Annotated in this window: 13 protein-coding genes; 5 read left to right on the top strand and 8 right to left on the bottom strand. The window is 66.1% G+C overall.

All coding sequences use genetic code 11. The features are described from left to right. The first annotated feature begins 27 nt into the window (after positions 1 to 27). Both PKE84_RS08470 and PKE84_RS08465 read left to right on the top strand, forming a co-directional pair. Entirely contained in the window at positions 28 to 3,387 is a 3,360-nt protein-coding gene (locus PKE84_RS08470) for a LamG-like jellyroll fold domain-containing protein (RefSeq protein WP_271176789.1), read from the top strand. A gap of 248 nt (positions 3,388 to 3,635) precedes the next feature. Continuing rightward, positions 3,636 to 4,370, top strand: coding sequence for a FadR/GntR family transcriptional regulator (locus PKE84_RS08465; protein ID WP_271176788.1), 735 nt, complete (start codon positions 3,636 to 3,638; stop codon positions 4,368 to 4,370). Here the strand turns inward: PKE84_RS08465 and PKE84_RS08460 are convergent. The 8 genes from PKE84_RS08460 to PKE84_RS08425 form a co-directional block, all read right to left on the bottom strand. After that, positions 4,355 to 5,191: an amidohydrolase family protein gene (locus PKE84_RS08460; RefSeq protein ID WP_271176787.1), complete on the bottom strand. Its 837-nt coding sequence runs from the start codon at positions 5,189 to 5,191 to the stop codon at positions 4,355 to 4,357. The two genes, PKE84_RS08465 and PKE84_RS08460, sit on opposite strands and share 16 nt — an antisense overlap. Further along, complete coding sequence (locus tag PKE84_RS08455; protein WP_271176786.1) at positions 5,188 to 5,529, bottom strand: L-rhamnose mutarotase; 342 nt, start codon at positions 5,527 to 5,529, stop codon at positions 5,188 to 5,190. The genes PKE84_RS08460 and PKE84_RS08455 overlap by 4 nt, the downstream gene beginning before the upstream one ends. After that, a complete protein-coding gene (locus tag PKE84_RS08450) occupies positions 5,526 to 6,710 on the bottom strand; it encodes a mandelate racemase/muconate lactonizing enzyme family protein (RefSeq protein ID WP_271176785.1) in 1,185 nt (394 codons plus the stop codon). Before PKE84_RS08450 ends, PKE84_RS08455 begins: the two co-directional genes overlap by 4 nt. A gap of 28 nt (positions 6,711 to 6,738) precedes the next feature. Beyond that, entirely contained in the window at positions 6,739 to 7,644 is a 906-nt protein-coding gene (locus tag PKE84_RS08445; protein ID WP_271176784.1) for a carbohydrate ABC transporter permease, read from the bottom strand. Between the two features lie 2 nt (positions 7,645 to 7,646). Further along, positions 7,647 to 8,588, bottom strand: a complete 942-nt coding sequence (locus PKE84_RS08440; RefSeq protein ID WP_271176783.1) for a carbohydrate ABC transporter permease — start codon at positions 8,586 to 8,588, stop codon at positions 7,647 to 7,649. A 1-nt stretch (position 8,589) separates the two neighbouring features. Next, a complete protein-coding gene (locus tag PKE84_RS08435; protein ID WP_271176782.1) occupies positions 8,590 to 9,963 on the bottom strand; it encodes an ABC transporter substrate-binding protein in 1,374 nt (457 codons plus the stop codon). A gap of 136 nt (positions 9,964 to 10,099) precedes the next feature. Then, positions 10,100 to 10,861 carry an SDR family oxidoreductase gene (locus PKE84_RS08430; RefSeq protein WP_271176781.1) on the bottom strand — a complete coding sequence of 254 codons (762 nt, stop codon included), beginning with the start codon at positions 10,859 to 10,861 and terminating at the stop codon, positions 10,100 to 10,102. Continuing rightward, positions 10,858 to 11,874, bottom strand: a complete 1,017-nt coding sequence (locus PKE84_RS08425) for a zinc-dependent alcohol dehydrogenase (RefSeq protein ID WP_271176780.1) — start codon at positions 11,872 to 11,874, stop codon at positions 10,858 to 10,860. Before PKE84_RS08425 ends, PKE84_RS08430 begins: the two co-directional genes overlap by 4 nt. Positions 11,875 to 12,022: 148 nt before the next feature. Here PKE84_RS08425 and PKE84_RS08420 point away from each other — a divergent pair, with 148 nt between their 5' ends. The 3 genes from PKE84_RS08420 to PKE84_RS08410 form a co-directional block, all read left to right on the top strand. Further along, a complete protein-coding gene (locus PKE84_RS08420) occupies positions 12,023 to 13,027 on the top strand; it encodes an aldo/keto reductase (protein WP_271176779.1) in 1,005 nt (334 codons plus the stop codon). A gap of 157 nt (positions 13,028 to 13,184) precedes the next feature. After that, positions 13,185 to 15,785: a right-handed parallel beta-helix repeat-containing protein gene (locus PKE84_RS08415; protein WP_271176778.1), complete on the top strand. Its 2,601-nt coding sequence runs from the start codon at positions 13,185 to 13,187 to the stop codon at positions 15,783 to 15,785. Between the two features lie 345 nt (positions 15,786 to 16,130). Continuing rightward, a partial coding sequence (locus tag PKE84_RS08410; RefSeq protein WP_271177137.1) for a hypothetical protein occupies positions 16,131 to 19,229 on the top strand: 3,099 nt, incomplete at its 3' end.

The following is a 19,229-nucleotide window of genomic DNA, read 5'->3' as shown; positions in this document are numbered from 1 at the left end:
CCATCCTCTGAAAGACGGAGACCACGCATGTCCATCTCACCAGCGGCACGGCGCGCAGCGCCGATCCGCCCAGCGGAAGAGGTCCGCGCACAGCGACGACGGAGCACGATGCTCCGGCTCACGGCAGGGATCGCCGGCACGGCGATGCTCGCCGCGGGCGGTGTGCTGAGCGCGTTGCCGGCCCAGGCGGCCCCCTCGGCCGCATCCACCCTCGTCGTCAACGCCGACCAGCCGTTCCGGCCCGTCAGCCATGTCGCAACAGGATCGTTGTACGGGCTCGCGAACGCCACCACACCATCCGACAGTCTTGTGCAGGCCATCAAGCCGAACACGTTCGTGATGATGCCAATCGGCGGGCATCAGCAGGGCTCCGGCGACATCGGCAAGACCTGGCAGAAGGCGGCGGCAGCCGGAGCCAAGGTCGTCGACCGCCTGTCCGACTACTACGCGGGCTGGCCGTATCAGTTCAGCTGGAGCACCTGGGATCAGGTCGTCACCGACCAGATCCAACAGGTCAAGGCGTCAGGAATGACGAACCTGACCGCCTACGCGCCCTGGAACGAGTCGGACAACACCTGGCTGGCCGCGAACGGCACGTTCGAGGACTTCTGGACGCACACCTACCGGCTGATCAGAAGCCAGGATGCGACCACCCCGATCCAGGGGCCGAGCTTCTCGGACAACATCAACGACATGCAGAACTTCCTCAACAACGCGGTCGCGACCAACACCGTTCCGGACGTTCTCGCGTGGCACGAGCTGATCAGCTCGTCGAAGATCGCCGGCGACGTCGCCAAAGTCGAGGCCATGGAGGATGCGCTCGGCATCGCCCGTCGCCCCATCGACATCGAGGAGTACGCGGCTCCCGCCGAGGTCGGGATCCCCGGCTCGCTGGTGGGCTATATCGCCAAGTTCGAGCGACTCGGCATCCACAACGCAGAACTCGCGTTCTGGAACCAGTCCGGTGCGCTCGGCGATCTGCTGACAGGTCAGGGTGGCAGCCCGAACGGCGCTTACTGGCTCTACAAGTGGTACGCCGACATGAACGGCGACATGGTCACGACCACCCCACCGGGCAACAACAACTTCGACGCGGCCGCCAGTGTGACCGCCGATAAGAAGGAAGTGGATGTGATCACGGGCGGCACCTCCGGAGCCGCGGGCATCCGCGTCGCCGGTCTGGACAAGCTCGCCCTCGGTGCCAAGGTCAACGTCAAGGTGGAGTTCACCCCGTCGTACGGCCGCACGACAGCCGTCGCAGCGCCCACCACGATCTCGAGCACCGACTACCAGGTGGGCGCGGACGGGTCGATCACGGTTCCGATCGTCATGAACCCGGCCTACGGCTATCACGTGGTTGTCACCCCGGCCGGGGATGCGACCGATCTGTCGGGCACGTACACGATCACGAACGTCAACAGCGGTCTGGCACTCGACACGAAGACGTCGGGCACCGCATCCGGCACAGTCGCCGTTCAGAGCACGCCTGCTGCAGGCGGCAGCAGCAGCCAGACCTGGAAGCTGGTCGCCGCAGGTTCGGGTCTCTACAAGGTCGTCAACCCGGCGACGGGCCTCGTCCTGGGCATCCAGGGCGCGTCGACCTCGACGGGCGCACCCGCAGTGGTGTGGACGGACAACGGCGATGACGATCATTTGTGGCAGGTCATCCCCGACGGCAAGGGAAACTACCGACTGGCGGACTACGGCACCGGCCTGGTGCTCGCGGTCGACGGGATGAGCAAGGCGTCCGGTGCCGGGGTCGTGCAGTGGGCCGACGGCTCGTCGACCTCGGGATGCACCGCGACCGGACCGCGTCAGACCGGCAAGATCGGAGCGGCGCTGTCGTTCTGCAACAGCACCGCGTACGCGACCCTGCCGACCGGAGCGGTCAGCAGCCTCACCGCCGACTACACCGTCTCCACCTGGGTGAACCCGGCGAGCAACGCCACCTGGCAGCGCCTGTTCGACATCGGTTCCAGCAGCAACGCGAGCATGTTCCTCACGTTGAACGACGGAACCGAACTGCGCTACGCGATCACGACAACCGGTGGCGGAGGGGAACAGCGGCTGAACAGCAGCGCGAAGACCCTCCCGCTCAACCAATGGTCTCTCGTCACGGTGACGGTGGCCGGCACGACCGGCACGCTGTACGTCAACGGTCAGGTGGTGGCGACAAACACCAACATGACGATCCACCCGTCGGCCTTCGGCCAGAGCACGAAGAACTACATCGGCAAGTCGCAGTACGGCGGAGATCCCGCCCTCAACGCGACGGTCGACGATTTCAACGTGTACAGCCGGGCACTCAGCGCCACCGAGGTCGCGACGCTGGCGTCCGGCCAGGCGGGAAGCGGCGACGTGGTGCACTACGCGTTCGACGAGGCCGGCGGAACGACTCTCGTCGACTCGTCGGGCAACGGTCGCAACGGCGCCGTGGTCGCGGGCACATCCGCCACGACGAACACATCCGCCACGGATGCGGCAACCGCCGACCACTTCTGGACGCTCCACTCCGTGAGCGCACCGGGGGTGCCGACGGGAGTCAGCGCAACCAGCAGTTCCTCCGCGGTGACGGTCAGCTGGACCCCGTCAGCCGACAACGGCGGCACTCCGATCACCGGGTATCGCATCTACCGGCAGGGAGCCACCGACCCGGTGGCGACGGTCTCCGGCGATGCCACCTCCGCGTCGATCACCGGTGTCTGGCCGGGCGACACGGCGACGTTCGCGATCTCCGCCGTGAACGCTGCGGGCGAGAGCGCGACCTCGGGCTGGAGTGCGCCGGTCACAGTCCCCGATGGCGCGACCGGCAAACCGGCTCAGGCCGCGCTGTCGAACGACAACGGCTGGGACACGGGGCTTCAGGATGGTGACTACAACATCGTCATGAACCTCTGGTGGGGTGAAGAAGGATCGATCTACCGCCTCTACGAGAACGGCAAGCTCATCGCGACCAAGCAGCTCACGTTCGGTGGTGTCGGCGCTCAGTCCGTCTCCATCCCCGTACAGGGCAAGCTCAACGGCAAGTACGTCTACACGGGCGAACTCGTCAACAGCAAGGGCACGACGGCGACCACCTCGACCACGGTCTCGGTGACGCAGGCGAATCCCGGGACACCGGTGCTCAGCAATGACAACTGGAGCGGGGGCGGCACGTACACCGTCACGGCGAACATGTGGTGGGGCACCAATGCCACCTCGTACAAGTTCTACGAGAACGGCACGCTCGCCGGTCAGGGCGACCTGACCGCAGCGACGCCGAACGCGCAGAGCGCCACGCTCAAGGTGGAGGGGAAGGACAAAGGCACCTACGTGTACCGCGTCGACTTCATCAACGCCGCCGGCACGACCAGCAGCAAGACCATGACGATCACGGTCGTCAAATAGTCGAGCAGTAGCACAGAACGCGGGCGGGCTCGTTAGACCCCGTCCGCGTTCTGTGCGTTCTCGACGCTGTGACGGCGACCGGCCGCTTTGATCCGATCAGCGTGCTGTGCGCATCCTGTCTCGTCGCCTTCGGTCGGCCGCGATACTCCTGTACGTATTGCCGAGCCGGTGGTGGCTAGCGCGGTAAGGTCATATGTATGGCGACCGAGTCGACGGACACCTCCCGCTTGATCCCTCAAAGGCTGCCCGTGGGGCGCCTCGGGGTGGCTGTGGTCGCCGAGCTGGTGGACCTGATCGTGACCGGTCAGTTGAAAGAGGGCGACCTCCTGCCTCCGGAGGGCCCGCTCAGTGAGCATTTCGGCGTGAGCCGAACGGTGCTCCGCGAGTCGGTCAAACGGCTGGAGGAGAAGGGCCTCGTGATCGTCTCGCAGGGTCGAGGCACGCAGGTCCGGGCACCCGGATACTGGAACATGCTTGATCCGATCGTGCTCTCCGCCCTGATCGACAACGACGAGAGCCTTGGTGTCCTCGACGAGCTGACAGTGGTGCGGGCGAGTCTCGAATCGGCGATGGCAGGCGCGGTAGCCGAGTCTCACAATCCCGATGAGCTCCGCCGCCTCGAGAACGCCCTCACCGCCATGCGGGAGAGCGAATTCGAGACGGATTCGTTCCGGCAGGCTGACGTAGTGTTCCACTACGCCCTGATGGAGATCTCGCGCAATCGCCTGGCGGAGAACATCGCGAAGCACCTCTACAAGCGAGCGGTCGAGTCCAACCGGTACCAGGGGATCAATCCGCCCGACGCGGTCGCTCTGACCTTGGAAGAGCACGGCGCAATCGTCGACGCCATCGCTCGCAACGATGTTGCGGCCGCTCAGCAGGCAATGCACGACCACATCCACGTGTCGTGGGAGCGCCGGCGGCTGCCGGACCACTCTCCACGGGTTCGCGCACTCGCAGACGGCGATCAGTCGAGCGAATAGACCGCTACAGCGTTCAGCCCGAAGACGCGTCGGCGTTCTTCGTCCGTGAGTTCGGCGAGGAGGTGCTCGGCGGCAGCGCCCCATCCTGCGGCGCCTCCGCCCAATTCGGCCAGCGGCCAGTCGGACCCGTACAGCAGCCGTTCCGCGCCGAAGGCGGTCAGTGCGATCTCCACCACCCGTCGCAGGTCGTCCACCTGCCACGAGCCGGGAGCGAGGCCGGAGATCAGACCGGAGAGCTTCGCTACTACGTTCGGGCGACTCGCCAGGTTCCGGAGGCCGCTTTCCCACTCGCTGAGGTCTTCACCAGGAGCTGGAGGGCCGCCCAAATGATCGAGCACGAAGATGAGGTCGCTGTGCCGCGACGCGACCGTACGGGCCTGCGGCAACTGCCAGTCACGCACGACGAGATCGAAACGCATCCCCTCGTCCGCCAGTGCGGAAAGTCCACGACCGACATCCTCGCGCAGGAGCCACTCGGGATCGGGGTCGATCTGGACAAGATGCCGCGTTCCGACAACAGGCACCGTTGCCGTAGCGCGGATGAGATCGAGTTGCGCGACGACATCCCCCGTCAGATCGACCCACGCCACCAGACCCGCTACGACCTCCGGATCGAGACGCGAAAGCCGCACACTCTCTTCCACACTGTTCGACGCGTGCACGACGACCGCGCGGTCGACGTGCGTTTCGTCCAGCATCGAACGCAGGTCAGCTTGCCCGAAATCGCGATCGATCGGCGCCATGCTTTGCGGGTCTATCCAGTCCTGCGGGTCGGTGGCACGGTTCCAGAGGTGCACATGCGAGTCGACGCGCACCGTCATGCCAGATGCCACACTTCGTCGATGGGCTGCCAGAGCGAACCCGGCTCCCGCTCGTCGGCGATCCTCACCTGGCACGGGTCCGTGTGCGTCCACCACTCCTGCGACACCGGGTCGGCCGCGATGCGCGCCATGTCGGCGTCGTGGTCGTCGCCCACGTATTCGTAGTAGGCGAACAGCACATCACCGAAGATGTGGATGCTGTAGTTGCGGATGTTGCATTCGCTCAGCGTGGCCTCGACTCCCGGCCAGACGGCACTATGAAGCCGAAGGTATTCTTCTCGCTTCTCCGGGCGCACCCCGACCACGAGTGCGTGCCGCTCCGGCGCCTTCTCCGTCACTGTGCCGGCCTCAGCATCGCAGCCAGGGAGTCGTCGATGACGTCGGGCTCCGCGACAAGACGCAACGCTGCCCGTTCTGGTCTGATGTGGGGGCCGCTGGCGGGAAGGTTGATCGGCGCTGTGTCGAACGGGACCATCTTCGACTCGTCGACAACGATGCCGAGGCCCGGTCGATCGCCCAACACGATGCCTCCGTCTTCGAACTGCTGGTCGACGTCCAGTCCGACCGGGAAGTTCAAGTCCTGCACTTCATGCGTGAGAAGGTTGGGGACCGCTGCGGCTGCATGGGCGACAGGATTGCAGTTGTACGCGACCGGACTCACGGGCAGGTCGTGCGAGTGGGCGACGGCGGCGACCCGGAGGAAGTGGGTGACACCCCACACATTGCCGACCTGGACGATATCGAGTGCGCGAGCGTCGAGAAGGGGACGGTATTGCTCCAGCCCCGTCAGGTTCTCCCCGCTGGCGATCGCCGCCCGGACTTTTCCGCGCAGCGCGGCCATGCCGGCGGCGTCCCAGCGGCGCAGCGGCTCCTCGACCCAGGTGAGGTCCATGTGCTCCTCGATCGCGGAGACGAAGCGGGTCGCCTGCGCGTGGTTCCACGACTCATTGACGTCGAACATGATGGCAGGGCGCTTCGAATTTCGGCTGAAGACGTCTCTCATGATTTCCAGTCGCGGCAGGTCCCTGTCGAGGTCCCGGCCGCCTTTGAGCTTGCCTGCCTTGAACCCGCGATCGGCGAACCGCTCGTAAAGCCCAGCCAGCTCATCGTCCGCGAGGCCGAACTCGAGCCCCGATGCGTACCCGGGCACGAACCGCTCCCTCGCACCCAGCATGCGCCACAGCGGCTCCCCCGCGGCCTTCGCCTTGAGGTCCCAGAGCGCCATGTCCACGGCGCCGATCGTGCCGAAGGTCGCGCCGGAGTGACCGGCTTTGAACACCCAATCGAGCATCCGGTCGTACAGTGCCACCACCGACCGCGGGTCTTCGCCCTCGATAGCCGGAAAGACGCGTGCGATGTCGACGTGCGCCCCGAGACCGACGCCTTCGAGTCCTTCGTCCGTTTCGATGATGAGGACGGGCACGGTCGTGGTGTTTCCGTTCATCACACCGTTCACGTCACCGGTGATTCGGCCCCAATCGTGTACGGTGCTCAGACTGCGATAGCCGGTGATCTTCATAGTGCGCTCTCCTGATGGGCGGGGATGATCATTCCTTCGTCCCTCCCGCCGTCATGCCGGAAACGAGGAATCTCTGCGAGAACAGGAACACGACGAGCACTGGCAGAATCGAGACGATTGTCGCCAGGGCCAGGGTCGGCAACTGAACGGAGTCTGATCCCGCCGAGCTCGGATTGAAGGCGGGAGTCGCCGCGAGCAGCGACGTCAACCCCACCTGTACCGGATAGCCGTCGCTCGACGGCAGCATGACGAACGGCAGGAAGAAGTTGTTCCAGTTCTGAACGAAGCTGAAGAACGCGACGAGCGCCACGATCGGGGCAGCGAGCGGCAGCGCGATGCGGGTGAACACCTGTGTCTCACTGCATCCGTCGATTCGGGCCGCGGCTAGGAGATCACGCGGGATGCTCGTCGAGAAGTAGATGTAGGTGAGGTACACCCCGAAGGGGAAGAACGACATCGGCAGGATGACGGAGAGCGGTGTTCCGATCAGTCCCACGGTATTCAGTTCCAGGAAGATGGGCAGCACGAGAGCGGTGCTCGGGATGAGCATCACCACGAGAGTGAGGACAAGAAGCGCCTTGCGCAACCTGAACTCGGTGAGCGCCAGCGCATACCCGGCGGGCACGCTCACCACGAGCGTGATCACGAGCGCGCCGATCGTGTACAGGGCCGAGTTGCCGATCCATACGGTGACCGCGCCATCCTGGAAGCCGAACAGCTGATTCCAGTTGGCTACGAAATCCGCCCAGGATCCGATGGAGAAGGGGTTCGCCACGGTCAGCGCGTGCGACGACTTCGTGACGGCGAAGAGCAGCCAGACGATCGGGATGATGAAGAACAGCACGAAAAGAACGAGGACGAGGCCGGCGACCGAGCGCCCGCTCCAGGTTCCAAGCCGGCTGCTGTGCTGCCGTTCGGCGGAAAGTGCGGTCATCGTCATTCCTTCTCAAAGAGGCCACCGCGCGTCACGAAGACCCACGACAGCAGTAGTGCCACGACCAGCAGGATGAGCGAGATCGCTGCCGCGCCGTTGAAATCGTTCTGCTGGAACGCGTACTGGTAGGCGAGCTGGTTGAGCGAATAGTCGTTGGGAACCACCGCGTTGCTCGCCTGACTGAGCAGCTGAGGCTCGACGAACAACTGCGTGCCCGCCGCGAGAGACATGACTCCCATGTAGGCGATCCACTTGCGGAGCATCGGGAGCTGGATCCGGATCGCGATCTGCACAGCGTTGGCACCGTCGATGCGGGCCGCTTCGAGCACGTCGGTACTGATGTTGTTCAGTGCGCCGTACATGATGACGATCCAACCGCCGGCCCCGGTCCAGAATGCGATGATCGCGAAGATGAGGGGGAGGTTTCCCGGCTGGATCACCTGCACGAAGCTGTTCATGCCCATGAGATGCAGCAGACCGCTGACCGGGCTGGCCGTCGGGTCCAGCACGAACAGCCAGAGGAGCACACTCGAGGCGCCGGCGAGAGCGCCGGGAAGATAGTAGATGAAGCGCAGTGTGGTGCCGGCCCAGCGCAGCCTCACCGCGTGGACGATCAAAGCCAGTGCAACCACGAAGATCACGAGCATGATCAGCCAGATCACCAGGTAGAGCGTGACGTGGAGTACAGCGGGCCAGAACCGGAAGTCGGTGACGACCTTGACGAAGTTGTCAATGCCGGCGAAGCCGCCGTCGGTGTTCGTAAACGCCAGGAGCACGGCGTACAGAGCCGGGAGGATCCCGAATGCGAGTGCGAGGAGCGTGTAGAGCGAGACGAAGACGTACCCGATCGGGGTGCGCCCGGGAGCTCGGCCTTCGGGCCGGGCTGACCGCCGACGCGATTTCGCGTCGGCGGTCAGCTGATCGCTCGGTGGAGCGAGGGTCATATCAGTTCACCTTGTATCCGTCGACTTTTGCCTGGTTCTCGATCGCCTGCTGCCAGGTGGGCAGCAGTTCCTCGATCGTTTTGCCGCCGGCAACGGCCGGAGTGATCGTCTTCGCCCAGATGGCTTCCTGGCTGAAGAGGCCGTAGCCCCATCCATCCCAGATCTGCGATCCGGCGGTGGTGATCGGCTCCAGCGAGGTGGCGAAGTACTTGCTGGACTCCTGCTTGGCGATCCACTTCGTCGCGGCATCCGCATACGCCGGATAGCCGGGGGCGACATCCACCTGATAATCGGGCGACGTCGTGACGAACTGCGTGAACTTCTCGGCGGCCTTGAGGTTCTTCGAGTGGCTCGAGATGAACCAGGTTCCGCCGCCGACATTGCCGGTGACCGCTTTGTCCTCACCCTTCCAGGGCAGCGGGGCTGCGACGCCGAGCTGTCCAGCCGGGACGTTCAGCGACTGCGGGTTGTTGAAGATGGCACCTGCGTACCATGCGGGACCAGGCATCATCAGCACTTTGCCGCTGTAGTTCTTCACGAACTCCGGCGTGAACACGCTAACGGCGGGAACCGTTCCGTTCTTACGCAGCGTGTCGAGCAGCGCGGCAGCGCGCTTGCACTCAGTCGTGTCGGTCTTCACCGTGACGGCTTTCGGCCCGGTCACATTGTTGGCCTCGCATTTGCTGGCCCACATGTACACCTCGGGGGTCCAGGCGTCTCCGGCGGTTCCGACGATGTAGCCGGGGTGCTCGCTGGCGACCTTCGTTCCCAGTTCCTGGAACTCTTCCCAGGTCTTCGGAACGCTGTAACCGAACTGATCCATGAGCGACTTGTTGTACCAGAGAACCGCCTGGGCCAGGTCGTTGCGGAGGCAGTAGACGTGCCCCTCCACCGTGCACGGGTTCAGCGCCCCCTCGGCGAACCCGTCGAGGGTGTCTTTGCTCACCAGTCCCTTGTCGAGAACCGCGGCGAAGGCTTGTTTTCCGTTGCTTTTCTGGCTCGCCCACGAGGCATCCGTGTTCTGCGAGGAGAAGACCACATCGGGCCAGCCGCTGCCCGCGCGGTCGAAGAGCTGCATCTTCGTACGGAACGAGTTCGAGCCGTTGGCCGAACCGTCGTAGGTCACGACCTTGATTTTTGTGTCCGGGTTCGCTTTCTCGAAAGCCTTCGCTGCGGCCTGACGGTCCGCATCCACCCAGACGGTAATCGTCGAGGAGGTGTCCTGCTTGGCTTCGGGAAAGCCGTACGACCCGTTCGCCGAGCTCCCACCGGTACTGCAACCGGTGAGAGCCAGGAGCGCCGTCGCGGCGCCAAGTGCGGCTACAGTCAGCGCCGAGCGACGACGTGAATGCACCACAGTGTGGATTCCGACCATGAGATGTCCTTGTCTTGTCGACTTCGTTGACGACTCCGAGGAGGCGTGTGATTGACTATAGAACATACGTATGATGTTTACTACAGTTTTCTAACGCGAGACCGGATCGTTACTTCCGTCGCCTGACGGCAGGCGGTCACCGCCCAAGCCAGCCGCCATCGACGGGGAGGATCGCCCCCGAGACATAGCGCGCGGCATCCGACGCGAGAAACACCGCGGCACCTCCAAGGTCCTCCGCGTCGCCCCACCGGCCAGCCGGAATGCGCTCGAGGATCGAACGGGATCGGTCCGGGTCGTCCTGCAACGCCTGCGTGTTGTCAGTGGCGATGTAGCCGGGCGCAATACCGTTCACGGTCACGCCCCCGCCGGCCCACTCGTTCGACAGGGCGCGTACCAGGCCGGCCACCCCGGACTTGGCTGCCGCGTATCCGGGCACGCTGATACCCCCCTGGAACGACAGCAGCGACGCAGTGAAGATGATGCGGCCGCGACCGACGTCGAGCATCCGCCGCCCGAGTGCCTGACTTAGCACGAAGCCGCTGGTCAGGTCGACCTCGAGAACCTCGTCGAACCATTCCAGCGGATGATCCGCAGCGGGAGCCCGGCGGATGGTCCCGGCGTTGTTCACCAGGATGTCCACCGCACGCTCCTGCGAGGCGAGACGCGCGCCGAATTCCACAACCTGCCCGCGGTCGGCGAAGTCGACACGGTGTCCCTCGAAATGCCGGCCCAGTTCGCGGACCCGGTCGCCGATGCGTGAGGAGTGGGGGTCAAGTGTGGCGGATACGCCGATGATGTCGGCGCCGGCGGCGGCAAGAGCGTCCGCGATCGCGAACCCGATCCCGCGTTTGGCTCCGGTCACGACGGCGAGCCTGCCGGTCAGATCGAAGGGAGTCACTGCGGCACCTCGACGAGCAGCTTCATGGCCTGACCGGCCTCCAGCGCCTCGAAAGCAGAGGCCACCCCGGTCAGGGGGACGACCCGCGTGATCAGCTTGTCGGCAGGGATCGCGCCCTGTGCGACCAGTTCGACCGCTCGTTCGAAGTCGCGGCGCTGATAGACCCTCGCTCCCAGGATGCGCAGCTCCCGCCAGAAGACGCGGTGCAGATCGATGGGCCGCGGCTGCGAGTGAATGGCGACGACCACGAGAGTGCCCCGCACCTTGGCGAGGCTCGTCGCACTGAGGACAGCGGCCGCCGAGCCCGAGACCTCGAACACGACGTCGGCGCCGGCTCCGCCCGTCCACCGCTCCACCCAGGCGACCTGGTCGACCGATGAGGGGTCCAGCGTCTGAAGTCCCATCTCCGCGGCGGCGGCCCGCCGATTCGGGTCGAGCTCCGAGATCACGACATCCGCCCCGAACGCAGCAGCGACGGTGGCGATCAGCACCCCGATGGGCCCGGCACCGATGACGACGGCCTTGTCGCCGGGGCCGAGCTCGGAGCGACGGACATCGTGCACCGCCACGGCCACCGGCTCGACGAGGGCCGCGTCGCGCAACGACAGTTCCGCCGGAAGCCGCACCAGGGTCGAGGCCGGAACGTTCCACTGCTCTTGCAGGGCTCCAGGGCTGTCGATGCCGATGAAGTCGAGGTTCTGGCAGATGTGCTCGTTGCCGGCGAGGCAGGCCGGACAGGTTCCGTCCCAGGCGAGCGGCATGACGGTCACGGCATCGCCGATGGACCAGCCGTCGACGTCCGGTGCGACCTCGAGGATCGTGCCCGACATCTCGTGCCCGATGGTCGCAGGCCGCGTCACCCGGGTATCCATGTCGCCGTGGAATACATGGAGATCGGTTCCGCAGATGCCGACAAAGGCCACGCCGATGCGCACCTCCCCCGGACGCAGTCCGTCCGGCTCGCGTTCGTCGACCGTGATGGTCCGGTCACCTCTATAGTTCGCCGCCAGCATCGCCGGACGCTCCTCTCTCGCATGCGCCGAGGCCGAACGGCCGACGGCGGGCGTCAGCCTATCCAACCGACACCGCAAACATAATACGTATGCTCTCCGAGATTAGACTCTCGATGGCAACTCCACTCGAACGAAGGCGTATCAGGCGATGACACACACACTGCCCACCAGGAGCATCCGCACCGGACACCAGCTCACCGAACTCGGGTTCGGCGCGGCCCAGCTCGGCAATCTCTTCGTGGAGACCACCGACGAGAGCGCGCAGCGAGCCGTCACCGCCGCCCGGGTCGCGGGTATGAACTATTTCGACACCGCGCCGCACTACGGCCTCGGCCTCTCCGAACGCAGGCTCGGCCGCGCACTGCACGACACGCCTAGGGACGACGTCGTGATCTCCTCGAAGGTCGGCCGCCTTCTCGTCGACAGCCCGGAGACCGCCGGCCGTCTCGATGACGACGGCTTCGTCGTTCCCGCCACCACGCGCCGCGTCTGGGATTTCAGCCATGACGGGATCCTCCGCTCGGTGGAGGAGTCCCTCACACGGCTGGGGACCGACCGACTCGACATCGCCTACCTGCACGATCCCGACGACAAGTGGGCGAGCGCGTCGTCCTCGGGTATCGACGCCCTGATCGAGCTGCGCGACCAGGGCGTCGTCGGCGCCATCGGGGCCGGCATGAACCAGTCGCCGATGCTGACCGAGTTCGTGCGGCGCACCGATGTGGACATCGTCATGGTCGCCGGCCGCTTCACCCTGCTCGACCAATCGGCATCAGACGATCTGCTCCCGATGGCCCACGAGCGCGGCGTCGGCGTCGTGGCCGCGGCCGTGTACAACTCGGGACTGCTCAGCAGCGAGACCGTCGACCGCGCAGCCCATTACGACTATGGTCGAGCCCCGGAGGATGTCATCGAGCGCGCCGCTCGGATCATGGAGGTCTGCGCCCGGCACGGCGCCACGCTTCCGGCGGCCGCGATCCAGTACCCGCTGCGCCACCCCGCCGTGGTCTCGGTCGTCACGGGCATGCGCACCGACGAGCATGTGCGCAGCACGGTTGCGCGATACAACCTGGCCATTCCCGAGTCGCTCTGGGAGGAACTCGACGCGACGGGACTTGCTCCCGATCCCGCTCGCCTCACCGCGAGACTCTGACTTCGCAAACATCACACGTCCCTTGCGAGAAACATCATACGTATGATAACCCTGTTGCGGGGGCACCGACGCCCTCCATCACAGGAAGCGATCGAACATGACATTGATGTCAGACACGCACCGATCGACGAAACGGCAAAGGGGACGCAGGTCGGCCATGCTCGCGCTCCTCGGGGCCGGCGTCGTCATCGCATCTGCGTTGATACCGCTTGAAGCGCAGGCGGCACCGTCGTCCATCTACTACGCGGCACCCGATGGCAAGAACGCTGGGCATTGCAGCGCATCCATGCCCTGCTCTCTCGAACGCGCCCAGCACGTGCTGCGCCCGGCCGTGAAGCACGGCGACGTGACCGTACAGCTGGCCGACGGCACTTACCGGCTCTCGCAGCCCCTGACCTTCGACGCTGGTGACGGCGGCGGGGACAACACCGTCACCTGGACCGCGGCACCCGGCGCGCACCCGGTGATCACCGGCGCATCCCAGGTAACCGGATGGTCCAAGTCCGACGCGGGCACCGGCATCTGGGAAACCGACACCCCCGCGGGACTCGACACCCGCCAGCTCTATGTGAACGGCGTTACCGCTCCACGCGCCGCAATCAAGCTCGCCAATTCCGATGTCACGCCGACGGCGACCGGTCTCACCATCAAGAACCCGGCGCTCAGCTACCTCGCCACTCTCCCCGGCCAGGGGCGCATCGAGTTCGAGTCGCTGGGCGACTTCACCAACCGCTACTCTCCTGTGCAGAGCATCAGCCCCACCCAGATCACGATGAAGCAACCGGCCTGGGACAACAACACGTGGGGCTGGGACACCGTCCAGAACTCGTTCCTCGCCGGACCGAGCTGGTACCTGGACAACTCGCTGCGATTCCTCACCTCCACCGGGCAGTGGTACATCGACCCGGCAGCGGGAAAGCTGTACTACAAGCCGGCGCCGGGGGTCGACCCCAACACGCTCGACGTGGAGCTTCCGCACCTGCAGTCCCTCATCAGCGTGAGCGGCACATATGACAAGCCGGTCACGGGTCTCGCCTTCGCCGGCATCCAGTTCTCGGGCACTTCCTGGCTCGGCCCGTCGACCGACGGCTACGCCGACCAGCAGAACGGAACGTACATCAAGGGCACCTACGACTACCGCCCCACCGACGCATTCACGAGCTGCTCGCGTGGCTGCGAGATGTTCGAACGAGCCCGAACGAACTGGTACCAGGAGCCGGCCGCTGTTCAGGTGTCCGCCGCCAACCGGGTCTCGTTCACCGGCAACACGTTCACCAACCTCGGCCAGTCAGCGCTCGGCATCGGCAACGACGCCAACGCAACGCTCTCCGGAGTGGGCCTCGGCGCCAGCAACATCGACGTGGTGGGCAACCGGTTCACCGAGGACGGCGGTCACGGCGTCTCCGTCGGCGGCGTCCTCCCCGATGCGCACCACCCGAGCGACGTCCGGATGACGAACAAGGACATCCTGATCCAGGACAACACGATCGATCACGTGTCCGTCGATTACAAGGACAACAGCGGCATCCTCAGCACCTACGTCACGAACGCGCAGATCCTCCACAACGAGGTCTCGAACGTGCCGTACGACGGCATCGACACCGGCTTCGGCTGGGGAATCAACGACGCCGGAGGCTCGAACGACTATGTGGACCGCGGCTACTACAAGTGGAACCCGCTCTACACGACGCCGACCACTCTGAAGAACAACCGGGTCGAAGGCAACCTCGTGCACAATACCAAGGCGCGCTTCGCTGACGGCGGATCCGTGTACAACCTGTCTGCGAGTCCGGGCTCGGTCGTCGACAAGAACTACCTGTTCAACATCTCAGGCGTCGGTCTGTATCTCGACGAAGGATCCAACTCGCTGACCTACGAGAACAACGTTGTGCAAGGCGGATCATTCGTATTCACCAACGCATACAGCCTTCGCAACAACACCAGCAACAACGTCATCCGGAACAACTGGTACAACAGCGGCGGTGCTTCCGCTCCGAACGCAGCCGCCCACAACAACACGCTGACCAACAACGTGAAGGTGACGGGCGCCAACTGGCCGGCGGACGCGCAGGCGGTGATCTGTGGCGCTGGAGTCGCTGCCCAGTACCGCACGTCGCTCAACGCGAACCTGTTCGGCTTCACCGGCTGCCCGGCGACCGCTCCGGTTGACTCCGGGCTGAGCACCGCGGGCGCGTCGGCGGCTTCCTCAGTGTTCGGCCAGCACGGCGGCGCCTTCGGGGTTGCCGCACGGGGCGCGGACATCTGGGGAGCCGGCGGCCAGCACGACGACCAGTTCGGTGCGATCTACCGTGCGGGCTCCTTCGCTGACGGCTCGACCGTCACTACACGCGTGGTATCGGTCAACGATGCCAATGCCTGGGCGAAGTCCGGGGTCATGGTGCGCAACGACATGACGAAGGCGGGGGCGTCTGCCGGATACGCCGTGGTCGCCGTCACCGCCAGGAACGGTGTGGTGTTCGCATGGGATTCGAACGGTGATGGCTACATCGATGCCCAAGTCCAGGCGAACATCGACATCTATCGGCCGATCTGGGTGCAGTTGACCCGCGCAGGCACGTCGTTCTCGGCTGCGTACTCGTACGATGGCGCGAACTTCGTGTCCGTCGGGACGCCGGTGACGCTGGCGTCCGCTGCCGCGACGCAGGATGCGGGAATCTTCTCGACCTCGCACGATGTCGCACAGTCGGCGATCAACCAGTTCGACTCGTTCTCGATCGACAACACAACCAGGCACTGAGCCCAGGCGAGGGCGACGACTGCAGCGTCGCCGCCCTCGTCCGAACCCTCACCGAACGGACTTCGACCGACTTCAGAGGGGGCCAGTATCGGCCTCTAGACGGAGTCGCTGCATTTGCTCATAGGCTCGGCCATCCCGGAGTTTGTTCCGCCAAGCGGAGGGCGTGGGATTCGAACTGGTCCTCTGGGGTGCCGCTGCCGACGCATTTGGTGCCGGGCGCGGGCTGTGGATATTCGGCCAGGAGGGTGCCAGGGGAGTCGGAGATCAGCAGGCGGCGGGACACCGAATAGCGCTTCGCGCCGAACTGGGACGACCGTCCCATTTCTTGCTACACTCCGGCGCGTGATGATGCACCCCCGACGACGACGTCGGACAGCCGGCGACCCCCACCCGGCACGGCGTCCCCTCCTCGCCGTGGTCGCCTTCGCGATCCTGCTGGCCCTCGGGGCGGGGATCGCCTTCGTCCTCACCGACGCGCTCGGCATCCGGTCCGAAGCGTCCGACGTGCCCGCCGAGACCCCCTCAGTCGCACCGGCCACCGCAACGCTCGCGCCTCCCCGGGTCCTGCACCCGGCGGCGACCGGCAGCACCAGAGTCGCCACCGCCCTCGCCGAGCTCGACGACGCCGTCGGCTCAGCGGCGACGACCTCCGGAACTGCGACCCTGTCGGTCGACGTGACCGGAGCCGCAGCTCCCGGCGTCGCTGCGGACGACGACACCTACACCTTGAGCGGCACGGCCTCCGCCCTCCGCGTCTCCGCCGCCACGGAGGCGGGGGCGGCGCGCGGCGTCTACGACCTGGCCTCGGCGGTGCGCGACGGCACGTCGGTGTCCGCCCGGCTCGGGCAGACCGTCACGTCGCGACTCCCGTTCCGCATGGCCGACCTCGGAGCCGTCGGGGTGGTTCCCGACGAAGAGGAATGGTCGAAGGGCGACGACTACTCGCACAACTCCAAAGCGTTCGAGAACGCCATCCTGCCGCACGCGCCGTACGTCGACACGGTGGCGCTGGCCGCGGCACGCACCGAGTTCGACACGTACGTACGGCACCTGCTCGCCGAGGGCTACACGGCCATCGCCATCCCCGGGCTGCTGGAGTACCTGACGTTCTCCGACGTCGGCGACGGCCGGCAGGTCTACCACGAGGGCGACGAGCATGTCGCCCGGGCGCTGGCGATGCGCCAGGAGTTCGGGGCGATGTGGGAGTCGGCGCACGACGCTGGGCTGAAGGTCTACTTCCGCACCGACATGCTCACCCTCACCCCGCCGTTGCGTGCGTACCTGACCGAGCACTTCGGCGGCCTCGACACCGAGAACCCCGACCTCTGGTCGGTGTACGCGAAAGGGCTGGACGAGCTCTACCGCACGATGCCCTACGTGGACGGCGTGCTGATCCGGATCGGAGAGGCCGGCTCGGTGTACGACCTGCCGGGCTGGGATTACACGTCGGAGCTCGCGGTGACGACCGTCGCTTCTGTGCGCACGATGCTGACGACGCTGCTCGCCCAGGCCGAGCACGTCGACCGGGAGGTGATCTTCCGCAGCTGGAGCGTCGGGGTCGGAGCGGTCGGCGACATGCACACGAACCCCGCTTCGTATCACGCGGTGCTCGACGGGATCGACTCCCCGCACCTGATCGTCTCGACCAAGTACACCCTCGGCGACTTCTACAGCCATCTCCCTCTCAACACGACACTCGAGACCGGCGACCAGCGACGCATCATCGAGTACCAGAGCCGACGCGAGTTCGAGAACTTCGGCAGCTTCCCGAACGACCTCGGCCCGCTCTACGCCACCGCGTTCCAGGAGCTGCTCGCCGCGAACCCGCACATCGAGGGCATCTGGACCTGGACGCAGGACGGCGGTCCATGGCGGGCGGGCCCGCTCTCGCTCGAGCTCAAGACCGGGTTCTGGCAGCTCGCCGAACTCGACACCGTCCTCGCCGTGCGACTCGCCCGGGACCCGTCCACCGATCCCGCCGAGGTGACGGCCGGCTGGGCACGGCGCTGGTTCTCGGACGACCCCGCCACCCTCCATGCCATCACAGAGGCCATGGCGAGCTCTCGGGAGGCCATCACGCAGGGCCTGTACATCGGTCCCTACGCCGACAAGAGGGTGTTCGCGATCGGGCTCGAACCGCCGCCCATGATGTGGATCTTCGAGTGGGACATCGTGACAGGCGACAGCGCGGCACTCGACGTCATCTACGCGATCTCCCGCGACCACCTCGATGAGGCCATCGACGGCGGCGCGGTCGCGAACGCGGCCGTCGCCCGAATGCAGGCTCTCGTCGGCGCGACGGACCCGTCGACCTGGAAGGATCCGTCGCTCCGGAGCATGTTCACGAAGACACTCGCGTACGAGGCGAGCACGCTGCGGATGCTCGGGGACTATCGTGCGATGGTCCTCCGCAAGGCGGAGTGGAACGACACCGGCGATCCCACCGCCTACGCCGAGTGGCAGACGGCACGCACGGCATTCCTCACCAGCTCGTCAGCCCACGAGTCGCAATACGGCGGCGACCCGTACTACCCGGCGTACAACCTGACCGCGGCGCACCTCGGCCTCGACCGCGCGGACCGCGACCTCCCGATGGCGTGGGCGTCCGGCATTCTGCTGGCACTGGTGGTGCTTTGGCTGGCCTACGGCGCCGTCGCGGGAGGCGTCGGGCCGGTGCAAGGGAGGTTCGCGTCGCGGGTCTCCCGCTGGCCCGGCGCCCGTGCCGCCCGTGCACTCGTGATCGCGGGCACCCGTCCCTGGCGCGCGGCGGAGGCCGTGGCCGGTCTGGGCGTCGCTGATCGTGTGCTGCTCCTGGCGACGCCCGCTGTCGCCCTGGTGCTCAGCCGCGCCATCCTCACCTGGTTCGCAGCGCCCGCGCACCTGGTCGTGACGCTCGGCGCGTGGGCCGTGTTCGTCGCCGCTCTCGTCGCAGCGACCCGCCTGCTCGGCGGCCGCGCACTGCCCGTGCTCGCCGCGGTCGGCGGAGCCGGCCTGCTGCGGGTCGTACTGCTCTCGGCGGTCCTCCTTCCGACCGGGCCCGGAGGCTACTGGTTCGGGTTCTGGACCGACCCGGTGTCCCGGTCGCTGTACACGATCGCGGCGTTCGCCCTGTTCGCGTGGGTGATCGTCGGTGCGGCGTGGTCGCTCGTGCCTTCATGGGGCCGTCGGCGGGCGGTCGGGATCGTCATGGCGGCATCCGGCGCGGCGGTCGCACTCCTCGCGACGCTCGTGGGGGCGATCGGGCTGGAACAGGCGCTGACCCTGTGGAACGACCAGTTGGCGCTGCTGCCCTGGGGCCTGTCCCGCATCCTCGGCATCAGCGTCTATCTCGGGATCCCGGCCGAGACCCCCTGGTGGGTCGCCGCCGTCGGCGCGGTCGCCTTTGTCGCCGGCCTCGCCTTCGCAGTACCGAAAGCAAACCGCCGAGTACGCGGACAATCCGCG

This window comes from Leifsonia poae (assembly GCF_027921845.1).
GTDB classification, from domain to species: domain Bacteria; phylum Actinomycetota; class Actinomycetes; order Actinomycetales; family Microbacteriaceae; genus Leifsonia; species Leifsonia poae.
Note: the sequence above shows the minus strand (reverse complement) of the source record. Positions and strands in the feature narration are given on the sequence as shown.